This is a genomic window from Nioella aestuarii (genome assembly GCF_050896395.1).
Taxonomy (GTDB): Bacteria; Pseudomonadota; Alphaproteobacteria; order Rhodobacterales; family Rhodobacteraceae; genus Nioella; species Nioella aestuarii.
The window spans coordinates 24,546-48,516 of the sequence record NZ_JBPBBA010000012.1 but is presented as its reverse complement, the minus strand read 5'-3'; the positions used below and the strand labels follow the sequence as shown (position 1 = coordinate 48,516).

Genomic DNA, 23,971 nt, shown 5'->3' with positions numbered 1-23,971 from the left:
CCTGTTCGGTCCCCTAGTTAGGCATCCTTTGCCACGCGCGCCAGTGCCATCACGCGAACGTTCTCTGCGCCAGCGTCATGGCAGGCTTGCGCTGCGGCGGAGAATGTGGCGCCCGAGGTCATGACGTCATCTACCAGCAGAATATCCCGACCAGTCAGAATATGGCCTCGCTTCGGGTGGGGCTCAATCGCGCCTTGTAGGTTGGAAAACCTCTGATCCCGGTCCTTTCCGTCCTGCGTCGCGGTCTTTCGAATGCGTTTCAACGCGTCGGGGGCGAAGAACCCATGGGTTTCGTTGGCCAATGCCTGCGCCAGCAGTGCGGATTGATTCACGCGACGCCGGAACAGACGCCACCAATGCAACGGAATGGGCACGATCACGGTATTCTCCGTGATCAACGGCCCGCCCCTTGCCGCCATCCACTTGCCCGCGGCCCGCGCAATCGCGGGCTGGTCGCCATGTTTCAACGCCAGAACCATCTTTCGCCCGTTGCCAGAATATGTGAAGACAGCGCGCCCCTTGTCCCAAGGTCGGGCGATGGTCATGCAGTCATCGCATCGCAGGCCTGGTTCCGGGTCTGATCCGGGCAAGGGCGCACCGCATTGGTCACAGGAAGGGCCGGTAATGAAGGGCGTATCGCTCCAACAAGTCGCGCACAGGCCGAATTCCGTTTCAACCGGCGCACCGCAACAGACGCAATCGGGCGGAAACACCGCATTCACAGCCGTTTGCAATTTCATCCCGGCCCCCTAGGTTGCTGCGACATGACCGCCAAGACTGACATGACCCGGCCCAAGCTGTTTGATCAAGGGGCCTTGACCCGCCACCGTGCCCGCGCACGGCTGGATCGGGCCGGTTTTCTGCATGACGAAGCGCGGTTCGAACTTCAGGAAAGACTGCTCGACGTTAACAGGACGTTTACATCGCCTGCGATTGTGACGCCTTTTCCAGACCAGTGGGACAGTTTTCTGCACGGTGCGGTCGTCGTGCCTGACTCCGACCTGTTGGCGCTGGAGCCCGGCGCGCATGATCTTGTGATTCACGTGATGGGCCTGCATTGGGCCGAAGACCCGGTAGGGCAACTGGTGCAATGCCGCCGTGCGCTGCGGCCCGATGGTCTGCTGATGGTGGCGATGCTGGGGGGCGAGACCCTGCACGAGATGCGCGCAGCCCTGGCGCAGGCCGAAAGCGAGGTCATGGGTGGGCTGTCGCCCCGCATCGCCCCGATGGGGGAAATCCGTGACCTTGGGGGGTTGCTTGGCCGGGCCGGCCTGTCGCTGCCCGTGGCCGACCGCCTGCCACAGCGGGTGACCTACCAGACGCTGTTCCACCTGATCCGCGATCTGCGTGACATGGGGGAAACCAACGCCATGGCCGCGCGTCACAAGGCGATACCGCCCCGCGCGCTCTTTGCTCGCGCTGCGCAGATCTACGCAGAAAGCTTCCCTGCCGAAGATGGCCGCATCGCCGCCACCTTTGAGCTGGTCTTTCTGACAGGCTGGTGCCCCCATGATAGCCAGCAGAAACCGCTTCGCCCCGGATCCGCCGCTGCGCGGCTGGCCGAGGCGCTTGAGACAACCGAATTCGACGAAACCGCCCGCCCCGTGCCGGCGCCGACCAAAAGAGGCCAGGAATGACCCAAGCTTTGCCGCACGCCCCCGCCGATCACCCCCCGGTAAAATTCGGGAAAATCGGTGTCCTGCTTGCCAATCTCGGCACGCCCGACGATTACACCTATTGGCCGATGCGCCGCTATCTGAACGAGTTTCTGTCGGATCAACGGGTCATCGACTACCCGGCGTGGAAATGGCAGCCGATCCTGCAGGCGATCATCCTGACCAAGCGGCCGTTCAGCTCGGGCGCGGCCTACAAGTCGATCTGGAACCATGACAAGGGCGAAAGCCCGCTGATGACCATCACCAAAGACCAGACCGCCAAGATGGCCGCCGAGATGCAGGAACGTCACGGCGACAAGATCATGGTGGATTTCTGTATGCGCTATGGCAACCCCTCGACCAAGTCCAAGGTCCGCGCGATGGTCGAGGCGGGATGTGACAAGATCCTGTTTGTGCCGCTATATCCGCAATATGCGGGCGCGACATCGGCCACCGCGAATGACCAGTTCTTCCGCGCCCTGATGGAAGAAACCTGGCAGCCCTCGGTCCGCACCCTGCCCGCTTATTTCAATCATCCATCCTACGTGGATGCGCTGGCCGGGTCCGTGGAACGGGCCTATGCCGCGATGGAAACCAAGCCCGACATCCTGGTTGCATCCTACCACGGAATGCCGGAACGCTACCTGATGCAGGGCGATCCCTATCACTGCCAGTGCCAGAAGACGACGCGCCTGTTGCGCGAACGGCTTGGCTGGGACAAAAGCCAGATCGTCACAACCTTCCAGTCGAAATTCGGCCCCGAGGAATGGCTAAAGCCCTACACGGTGGAAGAGGTCGCGCGGCTGGCGGAATCCGGTAAGAAGCGGATCGCTGTCATCGCGCCCGCGTTCAGCGCCGACTGCATCGAAACGCTGGAAGAGATCAACGAAGAGATCAAGGAAAGCTTCGAAGAGGCGGGCGGTGAAGACTTTACCTATATCCCGTGCCTCAACGACGAAGCGGCCCACATCTCTGCCCTGGCGGATGTGATCGACGTTAATCTGTCTGGCTGGATCTAGGCCGCCGCGACCGGGCGGCCGGCAAATTCGGTCTGGCCGACCCGCACGACGATAAGCCCATTCGCGAGCTTTTTCACAAACGTACCCTGCACAGATACGCAGGATCCAATGACGATGGTTTTGATCATGGGCCCCCCCCGAAGCCAAATGAAGCCGTGATCCTATGCGATTCTCTGAGGAAGTCACTAGGGTTGCGCCTATCTCTTTGGATAGGTTTGCGTGGGAAAAGGGCTATTTAGAGCCAATCTCGCAAGATCGGGATGAGGGGAATGTCAGCTGGCGGCATCGGATAGTCCCGCAGCTGGTTTGCACGAACCCATGCAAGTTGTTGGCCTTCCCGCGCGGCTACGATGCCTTGCCACTTCCTGCAGGCAAAGAGTGGCATCAGCAGGTGGAAGCTTTCATAGGTGTGGCTGGCGAAGGTCAGCGGGGCCAAGCAGCTTTCCCAGGTGTCGATCCCTAGTTCTTCCTGCAATTCACGAACCAACGCGGCCTCGGGCGTTTCACCGGGTTCCACTTTGCCGCCCGGAAACTCCCACAGGCCCGCCATTGACTTGCCCTCAGGGCGCTGCGCCAACAGCACACGCCCCTCTGGGTCAATCAGCGCGACGGCAGAAACCAGAACCGTTTTCACGACCGGTAATCCGCGTTGATGGTAATGTATTGATGCGTCAGGTCGCAGGTCCAGACCGTGGCTTCACCGTTACCCAGGCCCATGTCCACGGCGACAACCAGCTCCTCTTGCTTCATGTAAGCCGCGCCCGCCTCTTCGGTATAGCTTTCCGCAACCCATCCTTTTTCGGCGACAAGGATATCGCCAAATCGGATGTTCAGAAGATCACGGTCCGCCGCAGCGCCCGATTTTCCGACCGCCATGACAATTCGGCCCCAGTTCGGGTCTTCACCCGCAATAGCCGTTTTCACCAGCGGTGAATTGGCAATCGCGCAGGCAACCTTGTCAGCGTCCCGGGCCGATTTTGCACCGGTCACGCGAACCTCGACCAGCTTCGTGGCACCTTCGCCATCGCGCACGATCTGCAATGCGAGATCCTGCAAAACCTCGGTCAGACCAGCCGCGAAAGCACGTCCTGCCTCGGTTCGGGCAGACGTAATGGGGCTGTTCCCGGCCATGCCAGTGGCGGCCACCAGAACCGTGTCAGAGGTGGACGTGTCACTGTCGACTGTGACGGCGTTAAAGCTGACATTCGTGCCGGATTTCAGCATTGCCTGAAGCGCAGGTTGCGTCACGGCGGCATCGGTAAAGACATAGCCCAACATCGTCGCCATATCCGGCGCGATCATGCCTGATCCCTTGGCGAAACCTGCAATCGTCACGGTCTGGCCATCAAGCTCCACCTGGCGCACCGCGCCCTTGGGGAAGGTGTCTGTCGTCATGATGGCGCGCGCGGCGTCTTCCCAGTTGCCCTCGGCCAAACCGTCACGCAGATCCGTCAGCGCATGGGTGATCTTTTCTGGCGGCAGAGGCTGCCCGATCACGCCGGTAGAGGATGAAAACACATGTCCCTTGGGCAGGTTCATCAACTGCGCCAATGACCCCGTCACCTCGTCCACCGTCTGCTGACCTGCATGGCCGGTGAAAGCGTTGGAATTGCCAGCATTCACGATAAAGGCAAAGCCCTTGGCCGCACCGGGTTTCAGAGCGGCAAGCTTGGCTTCGCAATCCAGCACCGGGGCGGACCTTGTCGAAGACCTGGTAAAGACGCCCGCAATCGTGCTGCCCGGCGCAAGTTCGGCCAGCATCACATCCTTGCGGTTCCTGTACTTCACCCCGGCCGCGACCGCCGACAGGCGCAGGCCCTCAATCGGCGGAATCGACGGGAACCCGTCTTTGGGCGCCAGCGGGGATACCGCAGGCGCCGGGGTTTTCGTGGGTGGGCTGGCCTCTGCGCCCTCTCGCTCTCCTTTGAGCTTCTTGCGCAGTTTGTTCAGCTTGCGTTTCAGCTCGGCCACCTCTCCGGTTGCCTTCCCGTCTTTCGCCTTCTTGTCTTTCTTGGCCATGCCCGTCCCTTGTGGCAAATCAGTTGTCCAACAGATCGAGATTGCGGATCAGAGCCGGGTCAATGTCAAGCTCCGGACGGTCGATTTCGGCTGCTGCCGTCAAGGATTCGATATGCGCATCGACGCGGGACTGACGCAGGCCCTCTTCCAGTTGCTCGCGCACCTCTTCCAGCGTCGGGGCGGCCTGTTCGCGGCTGTCGTTCAGGATGACGACGTGCCAGCCGAAACGGGTTTCAACCGGGGCAGATACTTCGCCCACGTCCAATCCGAACACGGCTTCCTCAAAGGTTGGCACCATCATGCCGGCGGTAAACCAGCCAAGCTGCCCGCCATTGGGGCCGGAGGGGCCGGTGGAATGTTCGCGTGCGAGTTCCGCGAAATCTGCGCCGCCTTCCAGTTCCTCGACAAGCGCCTGCGCCTCTTCCTGGGTTTCCACCAGGATATGCGAGGCGTTGTATTCGGTCACGGCCTCCATTTCGCCGAACTCAGCGTCATAGGCGGCTTGCAGATCTTCTGCCGAAATCTCTGCCATTGCGATGTCATCCAGGGTCAGGGCAGCGACATAGGCGCGTTCCTCGTTCTCCAGACCAAGGCGCATCGTGGGGGACAGGTCATCGCGCACAGAGGTCGCAACGATTTCCTGCTGCACAAGCTGCTCCAGGATTCCGGTCAACAATACATCCTCGGGAAGAGCCTGATATTGCTCGGGCAGCTGCGAATGCGCCACGATGATATGGCCAAGCGTGATGTCCTGGCCATTCACGGTGGCCAGAACAGTGCTGGCGTCCTGCGCGGCGGCAGGGCTCATCATAAGCGCGGACAACGCCACGCCGGCAAGAATTCGTTTCGTCATAGAAGAGTTTCCCATGTTGGATGGCCGGGAAGACCCCCGGCCGCGTTGACACATTTCCGGCGGCCCCTTATGTCCCTCTCTGGTTTGGCATCGGGGCCCAACCTGACTTGGGGTTGTTTTAGACGCCTGCAAGGAGCCGAACAACCCGATGCCCTCAGGTTTGACAGATTGCGGCTGCAATTCGCAGCGCGACGGTGCGGAAGGCGAAAATAAATATGCTAGGTCTTGGAACACTCGCGAAGAAGGTCTTCGGCTCGCCAAACGACCGCAAGGTCAAAGCCTCGCGCCCCGTCATCGAAAAGATCAACGCGCTGGAGCCGGAATTCGAGAAGCTGACCGATACCGGCATCGTCGAAAAAACCGCCGAGCTGCGAAATCGCGCTCAGAACGGCGAAGCTCTGGACGATCTGCTGCCCGAAGCCTTCGCAAACTGCCGTGAAGCCGCCCGCCGTGCCCTTGGCCTGCGGGCTTTTGACGTGCAGCTTATGGGCGGTCTTTTCCTGCATCAGGGCAATATTTCCGAGATGAAGACCGGCGAAGGTAAGACCCTCGTCGCCACGTTCCCGGCCTACCTGAATGCGCTGACCGGCAAGGGCGTTCATATCGTCACCGTCAACGACTACCTCGCCAAACGCGACGCCGAATGGATGAGCAAGGTCTACACCGCGCTTGGCATGTCCACCGGTGTTGTCTATCCGCGCCAGCCCGATGCCGAAAAGCGCAAGGCCTACAAGGCCGATATCACCTACGCGACCAATAACGAGCTTGGGTTTGACTACCTGCGCGACAATATGCGCGCCAACCTGTCTGACATGGCGCAGCGTGGTCACAATTTTGCGATTGTCGACGAGGTGGACTCGATCCTGATCGACGAAGCGCGGACGCCGCTGATCATTTCCGGCCCGTCTGATGACCGGTCGGATCTCTATACCAAGATGAACGAGGTTATGCCGTTCATTCAGGATGAACACTTTACCCACGACGAAAAGACCCGTCAGGTGACCTATACCGACGAGGGCAACGACTTCCTTGAAGAAAAACTGCTGGAGGTCGGCATCCTGCCCGAAGGTCAGAGCCTTTATGATCCTGAATCAACCACCATCGTGCACCACGCAACCAACGCGCTGCGTGCCCACAAGACCTTTACCAAGGACAAGGAATATATCGTCCGCGGCGGAGAGGTCGTGCTGATCGACGAGTTCACCGGCCGCATGATGGCTGGCCGCCGCCTGTCCGACGGTCTGCACCAGGCGATTGAGGCCAAGGAAGGTGTCAGCATCCAGCCGGAAAACGTGACGCTCGCCAGCGTGACGTTCCAGAATTACTTCCGTCTCTATGACAAGCTCGGTGGCATGACGGGCACCGCCGCGACCGAGGCCGAGGAATTCATGTCGATCTACGGGCTTGGCGTGGTTGAAGTTCCCACCAACCGCCCGATTGCCCGGATCGACGAAGACGACAAAGTCTACCGCACGGGGCGTGAGAAATACGAAGCCATCGTCGAGGAAATCCGCGCCGCCCATGAAAAGGGCCAGCCGGTTCTTGTCGGCACCACCTCGATCGAAAAGTCGGAAATGCTGGGTCAGATGCTGACCGAAGCCAAATTGCCCCACAACATCCTGAACGCGCGTCAGCACGAGCAGGAGGCACAGATCGTTGCCGATGCGGGCAAGCTTGGTGCAGTGACCATCGCCACGAACATGGCAGGCCGCGGGACGGACATCAAACTGGGCGGCAATGTCGAGTTCAAGATCATGGAGGCCATCGCCGCCGATCCCGAAGGTCATCCCGATGAAATACGCGCCCGCATTGAAGAGGCGCACCTGGCCGACGAGCAGGCGGTTAAGGATGCCGGCGGGCTTTATGTTCTGGCAACCGAACGCCACGAAAGCCGCCGTATCGACAACCAGCTGCGCGGTCGCTCGGGTCGTCAGGGGGACCCTGGCCGATCCAGCTTCTTCCTGTCGCTTGAGGATGATCTGATGCGCATCTTCGGGTCTGAACGTCTGGACAAGATGCTGTCCACGCTCGGTCTTCAAGAAGGCGAGGCCATCGTTCACCCCTGGGTAAACAAATCGTTGGAGCGCGCACAGGCCAAGGTCGAGGGGCGCAACTTCGACATCCGTAAGCAGCTGCTGAAGTTCGACGATGTGATGAACGACCAGCGGAAGGCCATCTTTGGTCAGCGTCTGGAAATCATGGCCGCCGAGGATATCAGCGAAATCACTCAGGACATGCGCCATCAGGTGATCGACGACATCATCGAAACCTACATGCCGCCGCGGTCCTATGCCGACCAGTGGGATACCGACGGTCTGCATGAGGCGATCAAGAAAGCACTTGCGTTGGATTTGCCGGTGCAGGCTTGGGGCGATGAAGAAGGCGTCGATGATGATGTGATGCGCGAACGCATTGCCAGGGCGTCGGACGAACAGATGGCCAAGAAGGCCGTGGATTTCGGCCCTGAAAACATGCGTCAGATCGAAAAGCAGCTGCTGTTGCAGACCATCGACACCAAGTGGCGCGAACATCTTCTGACGCTGGAACATCTGCGGTCTGTCGTTGGCTTCCGGGGCTATGCACAGCGTGATCCGCTGAACGAATACAAGACCGAAGGTTTCCAGCTGTTCGAGATGATGCTGGATGGCCTGCGCGCAGACGTCACGGAAAAGCTGTCTCGCATCCAGCCGCTGTCACCTGAACAGCAGCAGGAGATCATGCGCCAGATGCAGGAACGTCAAGCTGCGTCCCAAGCCGCCGCTTTGGGCGCTGCCGATGCTGCCGCTGCCGCTGCGGCTGGCCCGGACCCGGATTCCAATGCCGCGCCCGGTTTTGACGAAAACAACCCGGACACCTGGGGCAACCCCGGCCGCAACGATGCCTGCCCCTGCGGGTCGGGCAAGAAGTTCAAACATTGCCACGGTCGTCTGTGACCGCGGCAGACACAGGCCGCGTTCGGGCGCTCTGAGATGTCAGAGCTGCTTGAACGGACCCGTGGCAACCTGACCTTTCTATCGGTCCATCCGGTTCTGGACCAGATGGCGCGCGACATTCTTGGCGGGTTGCCTGATGCCGCCTGCGACGGGCCACCCACCACTGTCTATTGCGGGGTTCATCAGGAGTTCGGTGATGCCTGGTCGCGGCCCGGCTTTCGCATCGCAATCCAGACCGAACAGCTATATGAGGCGGGCGGTGCCGCGCTCTGGCCGTCCCGCAAGCGGTCCAACCTGCAACGCATACTCAAGGCCGTGCGCCGGTCGCATCGGGTGCTGGACCTGTCGGCCTGCAACGCTGCGTTCTATGACGCTGAACTTGGCCTTCCAAAGAACCGCCAGAAGCTTAGCTTCGGGCCGCATATTTTTCCCGATACCCCCCTGCCCTACACACCCCCGACGAAAGATGGGATCCTGTTCTTTGGGTGGACCGGCGGCAAGCGGCGCAAAAGCGTGCTTCAGGGAATCGAAGGCGTTGAGGTTACGCTTGTCGCAGACGGCACTTTCTATGACGCGCTCGATCGGATGATCCGCGATCACCGTGCTGTTCTGAACATCCATTTCGAGGCGGGGGTCTACACCGAAGCCCCCCGCCTGCTGAGCGCCTATGTCTGCGGCAAACCGGTGATATCGGAACTGCTTGATCCGGGGTTCGAGCCCAGGGTGCACTACCACCTGCTCGGCTCGGATACCGCATTCGATCCGCAAGCGGTGTTCGACGCGTTTTCCGCCCATGTGACCAGCAAGTTCAGCTTTGCCGCCTATCTGGGAAGCCTCGGCAACCGCGCGGTCTGATTCCCCCGCAATTCCCCCGCATTTCCGCAATATCGCCCCAATTGAGAGGGATTGTTTCCAGGTAGTGAGCCCGGAGACCGTTATGAATATTTCGCCTCGTATCATCGCCATCGCAACCATTGGAGTGGGGGCAATAACCTTTGGCACCCTGATGTCCGAGGCCCGGTCAGCCAACATCCGTCCACTGAATGTCGAAACCATGCGGGCAATGATCCAAAGCGATGCAAGCGCACCGCCTGTTGAGACTGTCTTGGTCTCTGCCAGCACCGGATCTACGGGTCAGGCCCCCGTGATCGAGGCTTCTGAAATTGAACTGGCCTTGCCATCCGACGCACCAGCAGCACCTGCGCTGCCACAGCCCCAAAGGCTTGCTCAGGCGGCAGAAGCTACAACCACCATGACCGACCAACCCCTTAGCCCCTTTGGCCTGCCCTGTGGCCTGTCCATCAGCACCACGGCCAGCGAAGGTGCGATGGTGGCCCTGGACATCATGGACCCGTGCCAACCCCATTCCCGAGTTGTCATCGAACATTCCGGCCTGAACCTGACCGGGCGCACCGATGTCATGGGCCTTCTGACCATGGATGTGCCGGTCTTTGAAAACCCTGCTTTCTTCACCGTGCGAATGCCTGATGGCGCCAGCGACTCCTCGCTCGCCATTGTGCCGGATCTGGACAGCTATTACCGCGTCGGCCTGCAGTGGAACGAAAACAGGTCGCTTGAACTGCACGCGATGGAGTTTGGCGCCACCTATGGCGATCCTGGTCATATCTGGCTGGATAATGCGGGCAGCATTGACCGTGCCGTATCGGGCGAAGGCGGCTTTGTCATGCAAGTGGGCGACACAGAGGTCGAGAACCCGATGCTGGCGCAAATCTATTCCTTCCCGCGCGACACGCTGGACGGGGCAGGCAACGTCCGCATGTCCATAGAAGCCCCGGTGACAGAAGCGAATTGCGGTCAGGATACACTGGCCCGCACATTGGAGCTGGAGGAAGACGGGCGTGTCTCTGTCATCGAACTGACCTTCACGCTGCCGGACTGTGACGCTGTGGGTGACTATCTTGTGTTGCAAAATCTGCTGCATGACCTGAGAGTCGCATCAAACTGATCTTCACCGGCACCACGCTTTATGATTGTTCATGTCAGGGCGGCCGTTTTGGCCGCTCTTTCCATTTTGATGACGACCTGCTTCGCCTCCGCACAGGATGTGGAGCTTCGCTCGCTTGATGGATCGGTGGAACTGTCGGGCACGATCATCGGTTTCGACGGGGAATATTACCGGATCGACTCGATCTTCGGACCACTGACGGTCAACGCTCAGGGCGTCACCTGCCGTGGCCCCGGCTGCCCCGATCTGCAAAACTACGTGGCCGAGATACGGTTCATGGGCGCGCCGGTGATCGCAGAGCAACTGTTCCCGGCCTTGATCGAACGTTTCGCCGCTGCGCGCGGGCTGACGGTGCGGCGTCAAATTCTGGCTGAGAACCGCTCACTCTTTGCTTTGATGCGGGGTGAGGACGAAGCCCTAGCCGCCCGGTTCTACGTGACCGCCACCACGACCGATGCAGGACTGCAAGCGTTGCTGGACCGGGATACCGACGTTGCGCTGGCTTTGCGCCAACCCGACAGCTCGGAAACGGATGCCGCCGAGGCCGCTGATCAGGGAGATCTGTCGATGGTGGCTCGCAGTCGGGTCTTGGCGCTCGATGCACTGGTGCCGCTGGTTGCGCCGACCAATCCCGTTGACGCGCTGTCGCTAGAGGATCTGGCCCGTGTCTTTGCCGGCGAAATCACCAATTGGCAGGATCTGGACGGGCCGGATGCACCGATTGCGCTTCATGCGATGGACCCGGCCAGCGGGCATGCACAGGACATTGCGACCCGGATCATGGGGCCTTTCGATCTGGATCTCAGCACGAGCGCCATCATTCACACCGATGCAACCGATTTGGCTGATGCCGTCGCGCGCGATCCCTATGCCATCGGAATCGGGCGCTTCTCTCGCCCTGGGAACGCCCGTCCGGTCCCCCTGCGCGGGGCTTGCGGGTTTGTACAGCACGCAACCGCCAGTAGCCTCAAATCAGAGGATTACCCACTAACCGCACCACTTCTGATGTATCTGCCGGTGCGGCGGATGCCCCAGCTTGTGCGCGACTTCATGCGGTTTTTCGAAAGCCAGGATGCCGACCGGGTGATCCGTCGCCTTGGATTCGTCAATCAGGGGATCACCCTGCAACCGCTGGCCACGCAAGGTGAACGGCTGGCCAATGCTGTGGCAGCTGCGGGCGAGGAGATTTCGCTGGAGGATTTACAGGGCCTTGTCGCCGCCATGACGGGGGCCGAACGCCTGTCGACCACCCTGCGATTCGAGGAAGGCACGACCGAGCTTGATCCCCAATCACTGTCCGCCGTCTCGCGCCTTGCCCGCGCCATCGAGAGGGGCGCATTTGACGGGCGTGAGCTGGTTTTCGTGGGTTTTTCCGACGGACAGGGCGGGGCTGAGGCCAATCTGCGCCTGTCACTCGGGCGGGCAGAATCTGCCCGGCTTGCCGTCATCGCGGCGGCAGAGGAGGGTGATCTGAACCGTGTCAGACTGCGCGTGGATGGATTTGGTGAAGCGCTGCCCATGGCCTGCGATGACAGCGAGGCAGGGCGCGCCGTCAATCGGCGTGTTGAGGTTTGGCTGCGATGAGCCCTATTGGGCCGCAATCCCCTGTTGTTGCAAAACCTGTCGCGGGGGCCTGCCGAACCGGCGAGAAAACTCTCGGCTGAACTGGGCAGGGCTTTCATAGCCAACCGCAAAGCCGATCTCCGTCACCGATTGAGCGCCGTGTTCCAGCAGCCGCAACGCTTCAGACAGGCGCACATCCTTTTGAAACTGCAAGGGCGTGGTTCCGGTCAGGGCCTTGAAGTGCTGATGAAAGGCGGATTGCCCCATCCCGGCCTCTCTCGCCAGATCCGCCAGACGCAAGGGCCGCGCGTGATCACGCCGGATCAGTGACGCGACGCGGGCAATCCGGCTTTCCTGGCTGGTCGGTGACAGCAACCGCCGCAACATGCCACCGGCCGGGGAGGTCAGCAAACGATAGTGCAGTTCAGTGAGCAGAAGGGGCGTCAGCACCCGGTCATCGGTTGTGCCGGGTTCCAGCGAAAGCAGCCGAGACAGCGTCTGCAACAGGTCCGTATCCGCCACGGTTGCGCGCATCACGTCGGTCTGTTCGGGGGCAGGGTTGTCTGGAATGCTGTCCGCAAGGGACCGAATGCGGGCAAGGTCGATCGGTAAGATCAGCGCCAGGTACGGCACTTGGGTGATCCGCGCGGTGACCGGGGTGTCATGTGAAACGACGAGCATATCCCCTTTCGCAAGGTGAACCGTGCCCTTGTGACTTGTCGTTTCCTTTGATCCTTGAAGGATCAGGCAAATCACAGGGTCGTAAACACTTGCCTCGATCAGCCTTTCTTCAGACTCCTTCAACGCGAAGATACCGGCGGAGAATCCAGCGGATTCTCCATCAATCAGTCTCTGAATATGGGAAATAGACCCTTCTCCGATCATGATTCATCCTCCTGACACCGACTATGGTAGAGAATTCGGCAAAGGGGGAATGATATTCCGCCTAATGCAGGATCGGACAAGTTGTTCGTAGCATCTGACAAGCGGCGCGACGCGGCATCCAATAGGATCAGGCCATTGATCGAGGAGACCTGACATGACCAATCTTCAGGAACAGTTTCAGCTTGGAAATACCAAGATCCCCGCGGTCGGTTTCGGCACCTACCTGATTGCGGACGATGATGCCGCGCGCGTTGTGGCCGAGGCGATTGTCAACGGCTATCGCCATATCGATACCGCGGCGGGCTATCACAACGAAGCTGGTGTCGGCGCGGGTATCGCGGATGGCATTGCCCGTGCCGGGATCACCCGTGACGAGGTTTTCGTGACAACCAAACTTTGGCCTGGCAATGCCGCATGGGGCGATCCGCCCAAGGGCTACGACGAAACGCGCGCCGCGTTTGAAGCCAGCCGCAAGGCGCTTGGTCTCGATGTGATCGACCTCTATCTCATTCACGCGCCGTCCGGTGCGGATAAGCGGGTGGAACAATGGCGGGCGCTATGTGACCTGAAGGCAGAGGGCTGCGTGCGCGCCATCGGTGTCAGCAACTACACCGAGTCCCATATCGGAGAGATCCGCGATGCCGGGCTGCCGATGCCAGAGGCCAATCAGATCGAGCTCCATCCTTGGTCACAAAAGCCGGCTCTGGTGGGATTTCTGCGGGCCGAGGGCATCTTGCCAATCGCCTATAGCTCGCTCGTGCCGCTATCGACCTGGCGTGCGGAGCCGGGGCAGAGCTCTGCCAAGACGGAAGAGATGAAGGCCGATAGCCAGAACGCCGAGTCGCCGTTCAGGGAAATGGCCGCCCGCTACCAAGTGTCAGAGGCGCAACTGTTGCTTCGTTGGGGCGTTCAAAACGGGTTCCCCGTGCTGCCGAAAAGCATGAACGCGGATCGTATGCGGGCGAACCTTGATCTGTTCGGGTTTGAAATTTCATCCGAGGATATGACGGTGCTGGCCACGCTGGATCGGGGCGACGGGGTTGCCTGGGCCACTGGCGATCCACGAGAGATGGGGTGAAAACGGGCGCGTTCTGGTTTGTTCTGGTCGATGAACGAAGGGTAGGCGTCAGAGATAGCCTTCAGAGCGGAAGCTGAGGGTCGCTGCTTTGCCGATGATCAGATGATCGTGGATCGTGATGTTCAGCACCTCTGCCGCGTCGCGTATGGCGTAGGTCATGTCTATATCCGCCTTGCTTGGGTTCGGATCTCCAGAGGGATGGTTGTGAACAAGGATCAGCGCCGAGGCGTTCAGTTCCAGCGCGCGCTTTACAACCTCTCTCGGGTAAACCGGCACATGATCCACCGTGCCGGTTTGCTGCGCCTCATCCGCGATCAGCACGTTTTTACGGTCCAGAAACAGGATGCGAAACTGTTCCAGATCGCGATGCGCCATGGCTGTTTGACAGTAATCCAAGAGCGCGTCCCATCACGACAGAAGCGGTTTGTTGATCACCTTGGCGCGCGCCATTCGGTGACCGATGGATTCCATCAGCTTCAGCTCGAACACCACGGCATCTCCGACGCCTTTCACCTCGCGCAGGCGCGCAGGTGGAGCGGCAAGGACGTGGTTTAAATCGCCAAAGGTCTTGAGCAGCCGCTTTGCCAGCGGCTTGGTATCACCGCGTCGGTTGGCACGGAAAAGCAGCATCTCCAGCAGTTCATAATCCGGCACGGCCGCCGCGCCGCCGTCGGTAAACCGCTGGCGCAGGCGCTGGCGGTGAAATTTGCGATGATCTTCAACCAGATCGTCCAGCCGAGAGCCTGAGGGCGCGGCACCGGCCCCCGGATCGAATTCGAAACCGGGCAAGCGCTGTTCATCGAATCGGACAGGGCGATTTGTCATTCCCCGAGGATTCTCCATGAATGGTTAATACCCGGTTACTCCGGCAGATAGGTCAGGCCGTTGGCCACCTGACTGGACAGGCTACGTCGCAGCGTTTCTCCGTCTGTGACCGGAACAAGCGCCAGGTTGATATTCGCCACGGTCAGATAGCTTTCTGGGCGGCCCGGATTGGGATGCGCTGTCAGGCGCAGCAGCATCGGGCCAATCGCGGGGTCCGAATAGCGGCCGATCAGGTGGACGCCCATATAGCCCTCGAACTCAAAGATCTCGATAGCCAGAACCACTGCGTTGTCGAAGCCCTGTACCGCCACGGGAAAGACCCTGTCCTGCAGCAAGGACACCGCCATCTGCAACCGTGCCATCTGCGGATCATCGGCGTCTTCAGCCATCGGGATAGTTGCAGTCACCACCTGGATATTCTCGACAAACTGGCGCGGTTCACCGGTGGCGAAGGTGAACTTGACGAAGGCGCCGCCATCGGGCTGGCCATCCGCGATCAGCGTGATCTCATCCCGGTTGGGGACGGATACCGTAAAGGGAACCGGCACCGGGATGCCATATTGCTGCGAATAGCCTTCGTCGAACAGGAAGACGCGGCTGGTGGTCAGGCCCTCAAGCTCGAACAGGTTGAAGTCCACGCTGCCCGAAACTTGCGCCGTGGCGCCGCCGGTCAGGCCAGCTATCGCCAGAATGAACGCCAGAATGATCCGCATGTCACACCTTTCGTGATGGGTAAGCTACCCTAGGCAGGTCGGATCCCTCGGTCAAACCGGCGCTTAACCCCAGGTCGGGTGGAACTTGCCGCCCGGCGATAGCGTGAAAATGTCGAACCCGTCGGCCGTCACACCGATGGAATGTTCAAACTGCGCGCTCAGCGACTTGTCGCGGGTCACTGCTGTCCAGTCATCGGCCAGAACCTTCGTTTCCGGGCGACCTAGGTTCACCATAGGCTCGATCGTGAAGAACATGCCTTCTTCCAGAACCGGGCCGGTTCCGGGGCGTCCATAATGCAGCACATTGGGCGGCGCGTGGAACACCTGCCCAAGACCATGCCCACAAAAATCGCGTACCACTGACATGCGGTGCCCTTCGACATAGCTTTGAATGGCGTAGCCGATATCGCCGAAGGTATTGCCGGGCTTCACAGCCTCGATCCCCTTGAAAAGCGCATCATGTGTGACCTGAACCAGTCTTTCGGCCTTGCGGCTGAGGCTGCCCGCCACATACATCCGGCTGGTATCGCCAAACCAGCCATCGACGATCACCGTGACGTCGATATTCAGGATATCGCCGTTCTTGAGCGTCTTCGGCCCAGGAATGCCATGGCAAACCACGTGGTTAATAGAAATGCAGCTGGCGTGTTGGTAGCCTTTGTAACCGATCGTCGCCGAGGTCGCGCCCGCGTCGTTCACCATCCGCTCGATTTCTGCATCCAGCGCCTCGGTCGTCACGCCCGGTTCCACCATGGCTGCGATATCATCGAGGATACGCGCAGCCAGAGCGCCAGCCTTATGCATACCGGCGAAATCATCGGGGTTGTGAATGCGGATACCGTCCCGGGTCAGACGGCCTTCGAACTTGTCCAACGTAGCGCTCCTTGGCCTTTTCGGGCTGCAACCTAGGGCAGGACGCGCCCGGATGCCAGAGGGCGGAGCGATTTGCCGCCCGCGCAGCTTTGCGTTAGCCATGGCGAAAGCGACAGGCAACAGGAGCATGAAAGATGGAAGCGCTGAGCAATCTGATGACACTGGATATCGGGGGAGGACAAACGCTTGGCGATGTCATGACACTGGATTTTCTCGCGCAGATGGTTGGCAGTGTCGTCGCCGCCATCCTGCTGCTGTTTGCTGCCTTCATCATCGGTGGATGGGTCCGGCGCAAGATCGTCAAGATTGCGCTGGCGCGAGAGGAACTGGACGACACGCTGTTCACTTTCCTCGGCAACCTTGCGCGCTATGCGGTGCTGATCCTGGCGCTTGTGGTCGTGCTGAACACGTTCGGGGTGCAAACCACCTCGCTTGTCGCGGCCATCGGTGCTGCCGGTCTTGCCATTGGCCTGGCGTTGCAGGGCACCCTGTCGAACGTCGCGGCGGGGGTTATGATCATCCTGTTCCGGCCCATCAAACTGGGTGATTTCGTCTCTGTTGCAGGGGTTTCCGGCAATGTTAAGGACATTTCGCTGAACACGACGGAACTTGCGACTTTGGATAATGTGCAAGTGATCGTGCCAAACGCGAGTGTGTGGGGCAGCGTGATCACCAACTATTCGGTCTATGACACCCGCCGTGCAGAGTGGACCTTCGGCGTGTCCTACGGCTCGAACCTAGCGACTGCCGAAAAGGTCATCCGCGACACCATCCTGTCAGATCCCCGCGCCCTGAAAGACCCGGAACCTTTCTGCCAGGTGAACAATCTCGGCGACAGTTCCGTCGATTTCCTCGTTCGGGTCTGGTGTGCGTCGTCAGACAAGTTCGCATTCGAGGCCGATATGAAGCGCCAGGTGAAAGAAGCGCTGGATAAGGCTGGCATCGACATCCCGTTCCCGACACAGACGTTGATTCAAGTCTCTGAGTAAGGGGATTGGACCATTCCGGGGGCCTGAAAAGAGTGAGGCGCGCATATCAGGCCCCTTAAGAAAGCGGTCTGGACGCGCCCATGACCTGAAACCCGCTCTGCGGAGACATCGCGCAATCCAGCAAGAAGATCGCAAGACTATTGCGGGCTATTGATGATCCATGCATTGGCAAGGCACCTTCCAGCGCGCGATAGGCGGTCTCATCGGCATCTGTCAGGAACCCACAGCGCGCAACAGTCACGTCTAAACTGGAAGCGGCAAAGATCTGTTCCATCCTTCGGGCGCGCGTCACGACATTCCTGACCAGGGTCGCAAGCAGGGCCTCGCCCCACCAACGGGACGGGAAGAGAAGCGCGGTAGACGTCACCACGACACGTTTCAAACCGGTTTCCCACGCGGCATGAACAATCGACTCCGCCGATCTTGGGTAAATTGCGGTGGCGTGCTTGGTTGGCATACGCCCCCCGAGCGTAGAGATCACGGCATCCTGTCCTCGGAACACGCCAGTCAGAAACGCGGGATCGCACGGGTCTCCGATGACAACACTCAGCCGTTCGTGTCGCAACTGAGGACGCTTTGCGTCTGACCGGACGACTGCGGTTACCATGGCCCCCTTGTTGATTGCGTGGCGGATCACAAGAGAACCGGTGCGCCCATTGGCACCGAGAATGACGAGTTTCATGGCAATGTCCTGCGCTTGGGCCAGGACCCGAAGGTCCAGGGAATGTGCAGGCCCTAACACATACAAAATTAGACTATGAATTGCCAAAATATGCAGTCTTGGTATACGAAAATATATGACTCGACGATCACCTTCATTCGACTGGAACCACGCCCGGACCTTCCTGACTGTTGTCGAGGAGGGGTCCCTTTCCGCTGCCGCCCGCGCCCTTGGACAAACGCAACCAACCGTCAGTCGCCAGATCGCCAGCCTGGAGGAGGTTCTTGCCGTCACGCTTTTTGAACGAACGGGTCGGTCGGTCATGCTTACCGAGGCGGGATTTGAGCTATTGGAGCACGTCCAAACGATGGCGAGCGGAGCAAACATGGTTTCGCTGTCGGCGTCCGGTCAGTCGCAGACTATCGAGGGGCTTGTTCGGATCACAGGGTCAGAGCTTATCTCAGCCTTCGTCCTGCCCCCTATCTTGGCGAAGCTCGCGCCGGTGGCGCCGCTGCTGGAGATCGACATCGTATCCGACAATGATCTACGGGATCTCGCTCGTCGGGAGGCTGACATCGCAATCCGACATTCCCGGCCCGATCAACCGAATCTGATCTCTCGTAGGCTACGCGACGAAACGATGCGGTTCTATGCCTCTCGCCCCTACCAAGAGGCTTATGGCGTGCCAACTGTCGAAAACTTGGCCAATCATCAGATCATCAGCTTCGTCGAGGTGGATCGTATGTTGGGCTATCTCTTGCCCACTGGGCTGACGCTGACCAAGGCGAATTTCCGGCTTGGCACCACCTCTCAGATCGTGGCGGCAGAGATGGCACGAAGCGGGCTGGGATTGGTGATGCTGCCCGACAGAGTAATGGCAAAATTCCCTGAGTTAGAGCCTGTTTTATCCGAGATTGACCCGTTCACCATCCCGACCTGGCTGGTCACCCATCGGGAGCTTCGCACAAGCCGCCGAATTCGCCTTGTCTTTGATCATGTAGCGGACTGCCTGTCGTGATGGGAATCAGGACAATCAGTCTCTATTCAGGGGATTCTTATGTCTCTTATTGCTCCTAGCCACACACCATCGGGCGTGATCCGGCAATCGAAGCAGAGCGTTTCCACCCCCGCATTGCGCGCCCCGGCATAAGCCGCTGCATAGGCGGGGTCGATATCGCTTGCCAATGTGAACACATCGCAATCGGTGCGCTGGATCAGGTAGAGCATCACGGCACGATGCCCTTGCGCGACCATCGCAGAAAGCTCCGCCAGATGTTTCGCGCCGCGTGCGGTCTTGCTGTCGGGGAACTCCGCCAGACCGGGTTGACGGGACAGCGTCACCGACTTGACCTCAACATAGGTATCGGGGCGGCCCGCGCCTTGCAGCAGGAAGTCAATCCGGCTGGCTTCACCGTATTTCACTTCCGCCCGAACGGTTTCATATCCCTCCAGCCCCGCAACCTCTCCCGCTTCCAACGCCCCGCGCAGCATTCGGTTGGGCAGGCTGGTATCAACCCCGGTGAAATGGCCATTTTCATGATCGACCAGGCGCCAGCCGAATTTCAGCTTCTTCTTGGGGTCGTCATTGGGTTCCAGCCACACAAGGCTGCCCGGTTCCGCCAGCCCCATCATGCTGCCGGGATTGGCGCAATGGGCGGTAATCTCTTGCCCATCTGCCAACCGACAATCGGCCAGGAAGCGTTTGTAGCGGCGGATCAGCCGGGCGGGGATGAGAGGGGTTTGAAAGCGCATGACCCGGCCCTATACCTGAGCGCAACACGAGGCAAGGAACACGCATATGCCCAACCCAACCGCCGCGATGCTGGTGATCGGCGACGAGATCCTCTCGGGCCGCACCCGCGATTCGAACATGCACCATCTGGCGCAGCAGCTAAGCAACCACGGAATCGACCTGACAGAGGTGCGCGTTGTGGCCGATACGCACGATGGTATCATTGCCGCCATTCGCGCGTTGTCTGCCACCTATGACCATGTCTTTACCTCTGGCGGCATCGGGCCCACCCATGACGATATCACCGCCGAGGCGGTCGCCGCCGCCTTCGATACGCCGATCAGCATCCGCGACGATGCCCGAGCGCTGTTGCAGGCTCATTACGACCGGTCCGGGCAAGATCTGAACGAGGCGCGCCTGCGCATGGCCCGCATTCCCGATGGCGCGACCCTGATCGAGAACCCGGTGTCCACCGCGCCCGGCTTCACCCTGCAAAATGTCCATGTGATGGCGGGGGTGCCGTCGGTCTTTCAAGCCATGGTCGCCTCGATCCTGCCGACGCTAACCGGCGGCGCGCCGTTGCTATCGCAGAACATCCGCATTGAACGTGGCGAAGGAGAGATCGCCGGACCGCTGACGACGCTGGCAGAGCAGAATCCCGAAGTCTCGATCGGGTCGTACCCCTATATTCAAAACGGGGTCTATGGATCGAACATCGTTGTGCGCGGCACTAATGGACCGCATATCGACAAGGTCATTTCGGCGCTTGTGCGTCTCTTCCCGGAATCCACATGACAGTCTCTAACACTGCTCTTTTTGACACGTGCGAGGCCACCTGGCCCGCGGCATCCTACACCCGCATCGGCCCCTGGCTGGTGCGTGATGGGCAAGGCGCGGGCAAGCGCGTGTCTTCAGTGACCGCCAAAGGGGAATGGTCACCTGCTGACATTTCCCAAGCCGAACAGGCGTGCCGCGATCTGGGACAAGACCTGTTGTTTCAGATCAGACCCGAAGACGCTAAGTTAGACACTGTTTTGGCCGATATGGGCTATGATGTCATCGACCCGGTCGATTTCCTTGTCGCCCCGGTTGGGACACTCACCGCCGATCTTCATCGCCTTGCCGCAATCCCATGCTGGCCCCCTCTGGCCGTGCAGACCGAGATTTGGGCCGAAGGTGGCATTGGCCCCGCGCGGCTTGCCGTCATGGACCGTGTGCAAGGCCCCAAGACAGCGCTTTTGGGCCGTCACAACGATCACCCCGTCGCGACCGCCTTCGTCGCCATCCATAATGGCACCGCCATGCTGCACGCCCTGGAAGTCTCGAAAGACGCGCGCCGCATGGGGATTGGGAAAACCATGATGCAGGGCGCAGCCAACTGGGCCAAGCGGCATCATGCGCGGGATCTTGCCGTTTTGGTTGTCAAGGCCAACAAACCCGCCCAAACTCTCTACGCTGGACTGGGAATGACCTCTGCCGGTGCTTATCATTACCGTATCAAGAAAGGCTGATCCGTGGCGAAACCCAACCCGAAGGCAACCGCGCTGAACCTGCCGCCTCTGGACCCGCTGCCAGAGGCAACGCAGAAGTACTTTGACATCTGCGACGAGAAGCTGGGGATGATCCCCAATGTACTCGCGGCCTATGCGTTCGATGTGGACAAGCTGAATGCCTTCACCGCGATGTATAACGATCTGATGCTGGGCCAGAGCAACCTGACCAAGCTGGAGCGCGAGATGATCGCGGTCGTGGTGTCCGCCGTGAATCGCTGTTTCTATTGCCTGACCGCCCATGGGCAGGCGGTGCGGGCGCTTTCGGGCGATCCGAAGCTGGGCGAGATGCTGGTCATGAACTACCGCGTTGCGGATCTGGACCCGCGCCAACGCGCCATGTTGGATTTCGCGGTCCTGATGACAGAAGCCAGCTATGAGATCGGAGAAGACGACCGCGAGGCGCTGCGCGACGTGGGCTTTTCCGATCGCGATATTTTCGACATCGCATCGGTCGCCAGCTTCTTCAACATGACCAACCGCATGGCCTCTGCCGTCGATATGCGCCCGAATGATGAATACCATGGCATGAACCGGTGATCAGGGGCGCTCTCATATCCCTTTTGGCACTTGCTGCTGCCCTGCCCGCCCACGCATTGGAGCTGGAGCTGCCGGGCGTGTCCGAGCTGTCACACGAGGAAACCGAGAGCGCCACCTACTACAGCCTGCCGGTCAGCCCCTGGCTGGGGACCGGGGCCGAGATGATGACTGTCGAGGGTGCGCTGGCCCGGTCCGTCTGGCAGGTCGTGGATTACAGTGGCAACAGCGCGCAACTGATGGCCGCGCTGCGGATGCAGCTGGAAAGCCAAGGCTATTCACCCGTCTTCGCCTGCGATGCCACGCTGTGCGGCGGGTTTGACTTCCGCTTCGCCATGGATGTGACGCCGGAACCGGCGATGCACGTGGACCTGGGTGATTATTCCTACCTTGTCGCTGAAATGGCAGGCGAAAGTGGCTCTGAATTTGTGGGCCTCTTGACCTCTCGTGGCGGGACTCGTGGCTATATTCACATGGTCCGCATCAGCCCCGCCGACATGACGCCGGTCTCGGTCGGTGTCTCTACCCGGTCGCCCGATGGCGATGAGATCATGGACCTGCGCGAAAGCCTGACGGTTCAGGGAACCGCCACTCTGACGGATCTCAGCTTTGCCACCGGCTCCTCGACGCTCGCCGAAGGGGAATATCCTTCGCTGATGGATTTGGCCGCCTTCCTGATCGACAACCCCGATACCCGCGTGGTTCTCGTGGGCCATACCGATGCAGAGGGCTCGCTCGAAGGCAATATCGCCCTGTCACGATCTCGCGCCGAGGCTGTGCGTACCTTCCTCGTCCAGTCGCTTGGGGTCGATTCTGCGCAATTGAGAGCTGAGGGCGTCGGATATCTGGCCCCGCGCGCCAACAATGCCAGCGACGCGGGCCGCCAACAAAATAGGCGGGTCGAAGTCGTCGTGACTTCAACCCGCTGAGTTGCCCCGCCGGGGTTGGCGGGGTCGGCATGAACCGTAAATTCTCAGATAATCACCAGTCGCCAGGGCCCTTGTCGCGGAACTGATCGACAAGGAAGTCGATAAAGGCGCGCACCTTGGGCTGTGTGTAGCGGCCCGGCGGATAGATAGCGTAGATGCCTTGGGTTTCTTCGGGCAGATCCGGGATCGCATCGACCAGCAGGCCTTGCCGCATGGGCTCGGCGTAGAGGAAGCTGGGCAGGTAGGCGATGCCAAGTCCGCCGATCGCTGCATTCAGCAGGGATTGGCCGTCATTCACCGTCAGGGATCCCGCCGTTCTGACCTGGCGCACTTCACCAGAGGGCGCAGTGATCTTCCACACGTTGCCCGCAGCCTGGTTGGAGTAATGCAGCAGCTTGTGGTCATTCAGATCGTCGATCCGCTCGGGGCGTCCGAATTTCTTGAAATAGTCCGGGCTCGCGATCATCCGCTTCGTGGTCTCGGTCAGCTTTCGGGCGCGCAGGGAACTGTCTTCCAGTTCACCCACCCGAATGGCCATATCAAACCCTTCGGAGATCAGCTCCACATAGCGGTTGTTCAGCACCATGTTGACGGTGATGTCGGGGAAGGAATGCAGGAAGTCGCCAAGAATGGGCGACAGGTGGTTGACCCCGAAATCTGTCGCAACAGACACTCGGAGCATCCCCGAAGGCGCCGATTGCATCGCCGTCACCAGCGCATCCGCCTCGCCTGCGTCGTTCAACACACGCCGGGCGCGGTCGTAATAGGCCAGTCCGATCTCGGTCGGGCTGACGCGCCGGGTTGTCCGGTTCAGCAGCCGCGCCCCAAGGCGGGTTTCAAGGCTCGAAACATGCTTGGATACAGCAGATTTCGAGATCCCCATTTTCTTGGCCGCATCCGTGAACCCTCCCTGGTCCACGACTGTGGCGAAGGCTTCCATTTCCGTAAGACGGTCCATTGGGTCACCTGTGCTCTTTTCGTTTCGCATACTGGTATCGTTTCCAAATACGGCGCGATTGCGGAGCACTACGGGCCAAAGCCGGGTATTACCGGGGATCGTTAAGGGCGAAGAAACAAAACATGACACAATCCATCCCGGTATTGGGAAGGGATGACGTCAGCCTTTTCTCCTTCTTCTTGGTAAAAATACTCCAGGGGGGTGCGGGGGGAGGATCCCCCCGCAGGTCGGCG

Annotated in this window: 24 protein-coding genes and 1 pseudogene; 13 read left to right on the top strand and 12 right to left on the bottom strand. The window is 60.1% G+C overall.

The genetic code is table 11. The features are described from left to right. Positions 1-17: 17 nt before the first annotated feature. On the bottom strand, positions 18-740 hold the full coding sequence (locus ACROHD_RS09300; RefSeq protein WP_432677411.1) for a double zinc ribbon domain-containing protein: 723 nt from the start codon (positions 738-740) through the stop codon (positions 18-20). Between the two features lie 24 nt (positions 741-764). On the opposite strand from ACROHD_RS09300, the gene ACROHD_RS09295 reads away from it, so the two are divergent. Further along, on the top strand, positions 765-1,637 hold the full coding sequence (locus ACROHD_RS09295; RefSeq protein WP_432677409.1) for a methyltransferase domain-containing protein: 873 nt from the start codon (positions 765-767) through the stop codon (positions 1,635-1,637). Beyond that, on the top strand, positions 1,634-2,674 hold the full coding sequence (gene hemH, locus ACROHD_RS09290) for a ferrochelatase (RefSeq protein WP_432677407.1): 1,041 nt from the start codon (positions 1,634-1,636) through the stop codon (positions 2,672-2,674). The genes ACROHD_RS09295 and hemH overlap by 4 nt, the downstream gene beginning before the upstream one ends. Here the strand turns inward: hemH and ACROHD_RS09285 are convergent. The 4 genes from ACROHD_RS09285 to ACROHD_RS09270 all read right to left on the bottom strand — a co-directional run bounded on the left by ACROHD_RS09285 (position 2,671) and on the right by ACROHD_RS09270 (position 5,546). After that, the gene (locus tag ACROHD_RS09285) at positions 2,671-2,802 is read right to left on the bottom strand and encodes a hypothetical protein (protein WP_432677405.1); all 132 of its coding nucleotides are present in this window, start codon (positions 2,800-2,802) and stop codon (positions 2,671-2,673) included. The genes hemH and ACROHD_RS09285 overlap by 4 nt on opposite strands. Positions 2,803-2,909: 107 nt before the next feature. Continuing rightward, positions 2,910-3,308 carry an 8-oxo-dGTP diphosphatase MutT gene (mutT, locus tag ACROHD_RS09280; protein ID WP_432677403.1) on the bottom strand — a complete coding sequence of 133 codons (399 nt, stop codon included), beginning with the start codon at positions 3,306-3,308 and terminating at the stop codon, positions 2,910-2,912. Next, entirely contained in the window at positions 3,305-4,693 is a 1,389-nt protein-coding gene (gene argJ, locus ACROHD_RS09275; protein ID WP_432677401.1) for a bifunctional glutamate N-acetyltransferase/amino-acid acetyltransferase ArgJ, read from the bottom strand. Before argJ ends, mutT begins: the two co-directional genes overlap by 4 nt. Positions 4,694-4,712: 19 nt before the next feature. Next, on the bottom strand, positions 4,713-5,546 hold the full coding sequence (locus ACROHD_RS09270; RefSeq protein WP_432677399.1) for a peptidylprolyl isomerase: 834 nt from the start codon (positions 5,544-5,546) through the stop codon (positions 4,713-4,715). 215 nt (positions 5,547-5,761) lie between these two features. On the opposite strand from ACROHD_RS09270, the gene secA reads away from it, so the two are divergent. The 4 genes from secA (at position 5,762) to ACROHD_RS09250 (ending at position 12,029) form a co-directional block, all read left to right on the top strand. Beyond that, positions 5,762-8,479: a preprotein translocase subunit SecA gene (gene secA, locus ACROHD_RS09265; RefSeq protein WP_432677397.1), complete on the top strand. Its 2,718-nt coding sequence runs from the start codon at positions 5,762-5,764 to the stop codon at positions 8,477-8,479. A gap of 36 nt (positions 8,480-8,515) precedes the next feature. Beyond that, the gene (locus ACROHD_RS09260) at positions 8,516-9,334 is read left to right on the top strand and encodes a hypothetical protein (protein WP_432677394.1); all 819 of its coding nucleotides are present in this window, start codon (positions 8,516-8,518) and stop codon (positions 9,332-9,334) included. An 82-nt stretch (positions 9,335-9,416) separates the two neighbouring features. After that, on the top strand, positions 9,417-10,445 hold the full coding sequence (locus ACROHD_RS09255) for a hypothetical protein (protein WP_432677392.1): 1,029 nt from the start codon (positions 9,417-9,419) through the stop codon (positions 10,443-10,445). A 69-nt stretch (positions 10,446-10,514) separates the two neighbouring features. Next, complete coding sequence (locus ACROHD_RS09250) at positions 10,515-12,029, top strand: phosphate ABC transporter substrate-binding/OmpA family protein (RefSeq protein ID WP_432677390.1); 1,515 nt, start codon at positions 10,515-10,517, stop codon at positions 12,027-12,029. 3 nt (positions 12,030-12,032) lie between these two features. Here ACROHD_RS09250 and ACROHD_RS09245 read toward each other — a convergent pair whose 3' ends face one another. Beyond that, entirely contained in the window at positions 12,033-12,893 is an 861-nt protein-coding gene (locus ACROHD_RS09245) for an AraC family transcriptional regulator (protein WP_432677388.1), read from the bottom strand. A gap of 154 nt (positions 12,894-13,047) precedes the next feature. Between ACROHD_RS09245 and ACROHD_RS09240 the strand changes: the two genes are divergently transcribed. Beyond that, positions 13,048-13,971 (top strand): aldo/keto reductase, encoded by a 924-nt coding sequence (locus tag ACROHD_RS09240; protein ID WP_432677386.1) that lies wholly within the window; start codon positions 13,048-13,050, stop codon positions 13,969-13,971. Between the two features lie 48 nt (positions 13,972-14,019). Here ACROHD_RS09240 and radC read toward each other — a convergent pair. From radC to map, 3 genes and pseudogenes are all read right to left on the bottom strand, one after another. Beyond that, positions 14,020-14,796 (bottom strand): annotated as a pseudogene (radC, locus tag ACROHD_RS09235) (RadC family protein). A 35-nt stretch (positions 14,797-14,831) separates the two neighbouring features. Continuing rightward, complete coding sequence (locus ACROHD_RS09230) at positions 14,832-15,509, bottom strand: hypothetical protein (protein ID WP_432677384.1); 678 nt, start codon at positions 15,507-15,509, stop codon at positions 14,832-14,834. A 63-nt stretch (positions 15,510-15,572) separates the two neighbouring features. Then, a complete protein-coding gene (gene map, locus ACROHD_RS09225; RefSeq protein WP_432677382.1) occupies positions 15,573-16,382 on the bottom strand; it encodes a type I methionyl aminopeptidase in 810 nt (269 codons plus the stop codon). 134 nt (positions 16,383-16,516) lie between these two features. Here map and ACROHD_RS09220 point away from each other — a divergent pair, with 134 nt between their 5' ends. Beyond that, positions 16,517-17,371: a mechanosensitive ion channel family protein gene (locus ACROHD_RS09220; protein ID WP_432677381.1), complete on the top strand. Its 855-nt coding sequence runs from the start codon at positions 16,517-16,519 to the stop codon at positions 17,369-17,371. A 55-nt stretch (positions 17,372-17,426) separates the two neighbouring features. On the opposite strand, the gene ACROHD_RS09215 is transcribed toward ACROHD_RS09220, so the two are convergent. Next, positions 17,427-18,053 carry an NAD(P)-dependent oxidoreductase gene (locus ACROHD_RS09215; protein WP_432677380.1) on the bottom strand — a complete coding sequence of 209 codons (627 nt, stop codon included), beginning with the start codon at positions 18,051-18,053 and terminating at the stop codon, positions 17,427-17,429. Between the two features lie 115 nt (positions 18,054-18,168). Between ACROHD_RS09215 and ACROHD_RS09210 the strand changes: the two genes are divergently transcribed. Then, entirely contained in the window at positions 18,169-19,050 is an 882-nt protein-coding gene (locus ACROHD_RS09210) for a LysR family transcriptional regulator (RefSeq protein WP_432677379.1), read from the top strand. Positions 19,051-19,076: 26 nt separating this feature from the next. Here the strand turns inward: ACROHD_RS09210 and sfsA are convergent, their stop codons facing one another. Next, positions 19,077-19,784 carry a DNA/RNA nuclease SfsA gene (gene sfsA, locus ACROHD_RS09205; protein WP_432677378.1) on the bottom strand — a complete coding sequence of 236 codons (708 nt, stop codon included), beginning with the start codon at positions 19,782-19,784 and terminating at the stop codon, positions 19,077-19,079. 46 nt (positions 19,785-19,830) lie between these two features. On the opposite strand from sfsA, the gene ACROHD_RS09200 reads away from it, so the two are divergent. The 4 genes from ACROHD_RS09200 to ACROHD_RS09185 are packed head-to-tail and all read left to right on the top strand — an operon-like array spanning position 19,831 to position 22,780. Beyond that, positions 19,831-20,559: a competence/damage-inducible protein A gene (locus tag ACROHD_RS09200; protein ID WP_432677377.1), complete on the top strand. Its 729-nt coding sequence runs from the start codon at positions 19,831-19,833 to the stop codon at positions 20,557-20,559. Then, complete coding sequence (locus tag ACROHD_RS09195; RefSeq protein WP_432677376.1) at positions 20,556-21,275, top strand: GNAT family N-acetyltransferase; 720 nt, start codon at positions 20,556-20,558, stop codon at positions 21,273-21,275. Before ACROHD_RS09200 ends, ACROHD_RS09195 begins: the two co-directional genes overlap by 4 nt. A 3-nt stretch (positions 21,276-21,278) precedes the next feature. Next, on the top strand, positions 21,279-21,854 hold the full coding sequence (locus tag ACROHD_RS09190) for a peroxidase-related enzyme (RefSeq protein ID WP_432677375.1): 576 nt from the start codon (positions 21,279-21,281) through the stop codon (positions 21,852-21,854). Positions 21,855-21,877: 23 nt separating this feature from the next. Further along, entirely contained in the window at positions 21,878-22,780 is a 903-nt protein-coding gene (locus ACROHD_RS09185) for an OmpA family protein (RefSeq protein WP_432677374.1), read from the top strand. A gap of 52 nt (positions 22,781-22,832) precedes the next feature. Here ACROHD_RS09185 and ACROHD_RS09180 read toward each other — a convergent pair whose 3' ends face one another. Beyond that, the gene (locus ACROHD_RS09180; RefSeq protein ID WP_420396352.1) at positions 22,833-23,738 is read right to left on the bottom strand and encodes a LysR family transcriptional regulator; all 906 of its coding nucleotides are present in this window, start codon (positions 23,736-23,738) and stop codon (positions 22,833-22,835) included. Between the last annotated feature and the right edge of the window lie 233 nt (positions 23,739-23,971).

Excerpts from the sequence above, each read along its gene's own strand:
- ACROHD_RS09285 (WP_432677405.1), bottom strand. The coding sequence starts at position 2,802 with ATGATCAAAACCATCGTCATTGGATCCTGCGTATCTGTGCAGGGTACG.
- ACROHD_RS09255 (WP_432677392.1), top strand. The coding sequence starts at position 9,417 with ATGAATATTTCGCCTCGTATCATCGCCATCGCAACCATTGGAGTGGGG.
- secA (WP_432677397.1), top strand. The coding sequence starts at position 5,762 with ATGCTAGGTCTTGGAACACTCGCGAAGAAGGTCTTCGGCTCGCCAAAC.
- sfsA (WP_432677378.1), bottom strand. The coding sequence starts at position 19,784 with ATGCGCTTTCAAACCCCTCTCATCCCCGCCCGGCTGATCCGCCGCTAC.
- ACROHD_RS09240 (WP_432677386.1), top strand. The coding sequence starts at position 13,048 with ATGACCAATCTTCAGGAACAGTTTCAGCTTGGAAATACCAAGATCCCC.
- ACROHD_RS09245 (WP_432677388.1), bottom strand. The coding sequence starts at position 12,893 with ATGATCGGAGAAGGGTCTATTTCCCATATTCAGAGACTGATTGATGGA.
- ACROHD_RS09180 (WP_420396352.1), bottom strand. The coding sequence starts at position 23,738 with ATGGACCGTCTTACGGAAATGGAAGCCTTCGCCACAGTCGTGGACCAG.
- ACROHD_RS09250 (WP_432677390.1), top strand. The coding sequence starts at position 10,515 with ATGACGACCTGCTTCGCCTCCGCACAGGATGTGGAGCTTCGCTCGCTT.
- ACROHD_RS09260 (WP_432677394.1), top strand. The coding sequence starts at position 8,516 with ATGTCAGAGCTGCTTGAACGGACCCGTGGCAACCTGACCTTTCTATCG.
- ACROHD_RS09300 (WP_432677411.1), bottom strand. The coding sequence starts at position 740 with ATGAAATTGCAAACGGCTGTGAATGCGGTGTTTCCGCCCGATTGCGTC.
- ACROHD_RS09220 (WP_432677381.1), top strand. The coding sequence starts at position 16,517 with ATGGAAGCGCTGAGCAATCTGATGACACTGGATATCGGGGGAGGACAA.
- ACROHD_RS09210 (WP_432677379.1), top strand. The coding sequence starts at position 18,169 with ATGACTCGACGATCACCTTCATTCGACTGGAACCACGCCCGGACCTTC.
- ACROHD_RS09230 (WP_432677384.1), bottom strand. The coding sequence starts at position 15,509 with ATGCGGATCATTCTGGCGTTCATTCTGGCGATAGCTGGCCTGACCGGC.
- ACROHD_RS09200 (WP_432677377.1), top strand. The coding sequence starts at position 19,831 with ATGCCCAACCCAACCGCCGCGATGCTGGTGATCGGCGACGAGATCCTC.
- hemH (WP_432677407.1), top strand. The coding sequence starts at position 1,634 with ATGACCCAAGCTTTGCCGCACGCCCCCGCCGATCACCCCCCGGTAAAA.
- ACROHD_RS09270 (WP_432677399.1), bottom strand. The coding sequence starts at position 5,546 with ATGACGAAACGAATTCTTGCCGGCGTGGCGTTGTCCGCGCTTATGATG.
- ACROHD_RS09195 (WP_432677376.1), top strand. The coding sequence starts at position 20,556 with ATGACAGTCTCTAACACTGCTCTTTTTGACACGTGCGAGGCCACCTGG.
- ACROHD_RS09215 (WP_432677380.1), bottom strand. The coding sequence starts at position 18,053 with ATGAAACTCGTCATTCTCGGTGCCAATGGGCGCACCGGTTCTCTTGTG.
- ACROHD_RS09295 (WP_432677409.1), top strand. The coding sequence starts at position 765 with ATGACCGCCAAGACTGACATGACCCGGCCCAAGCTGTTTGATCAAGGG.
- argJ (WP_432677401.1), bottom strand. The coding sequence starts at position 4,693 with ATGGCCAAGAAAGACAAGAAGGCGAAAGACGGGAAGGCAACCGGAGAG.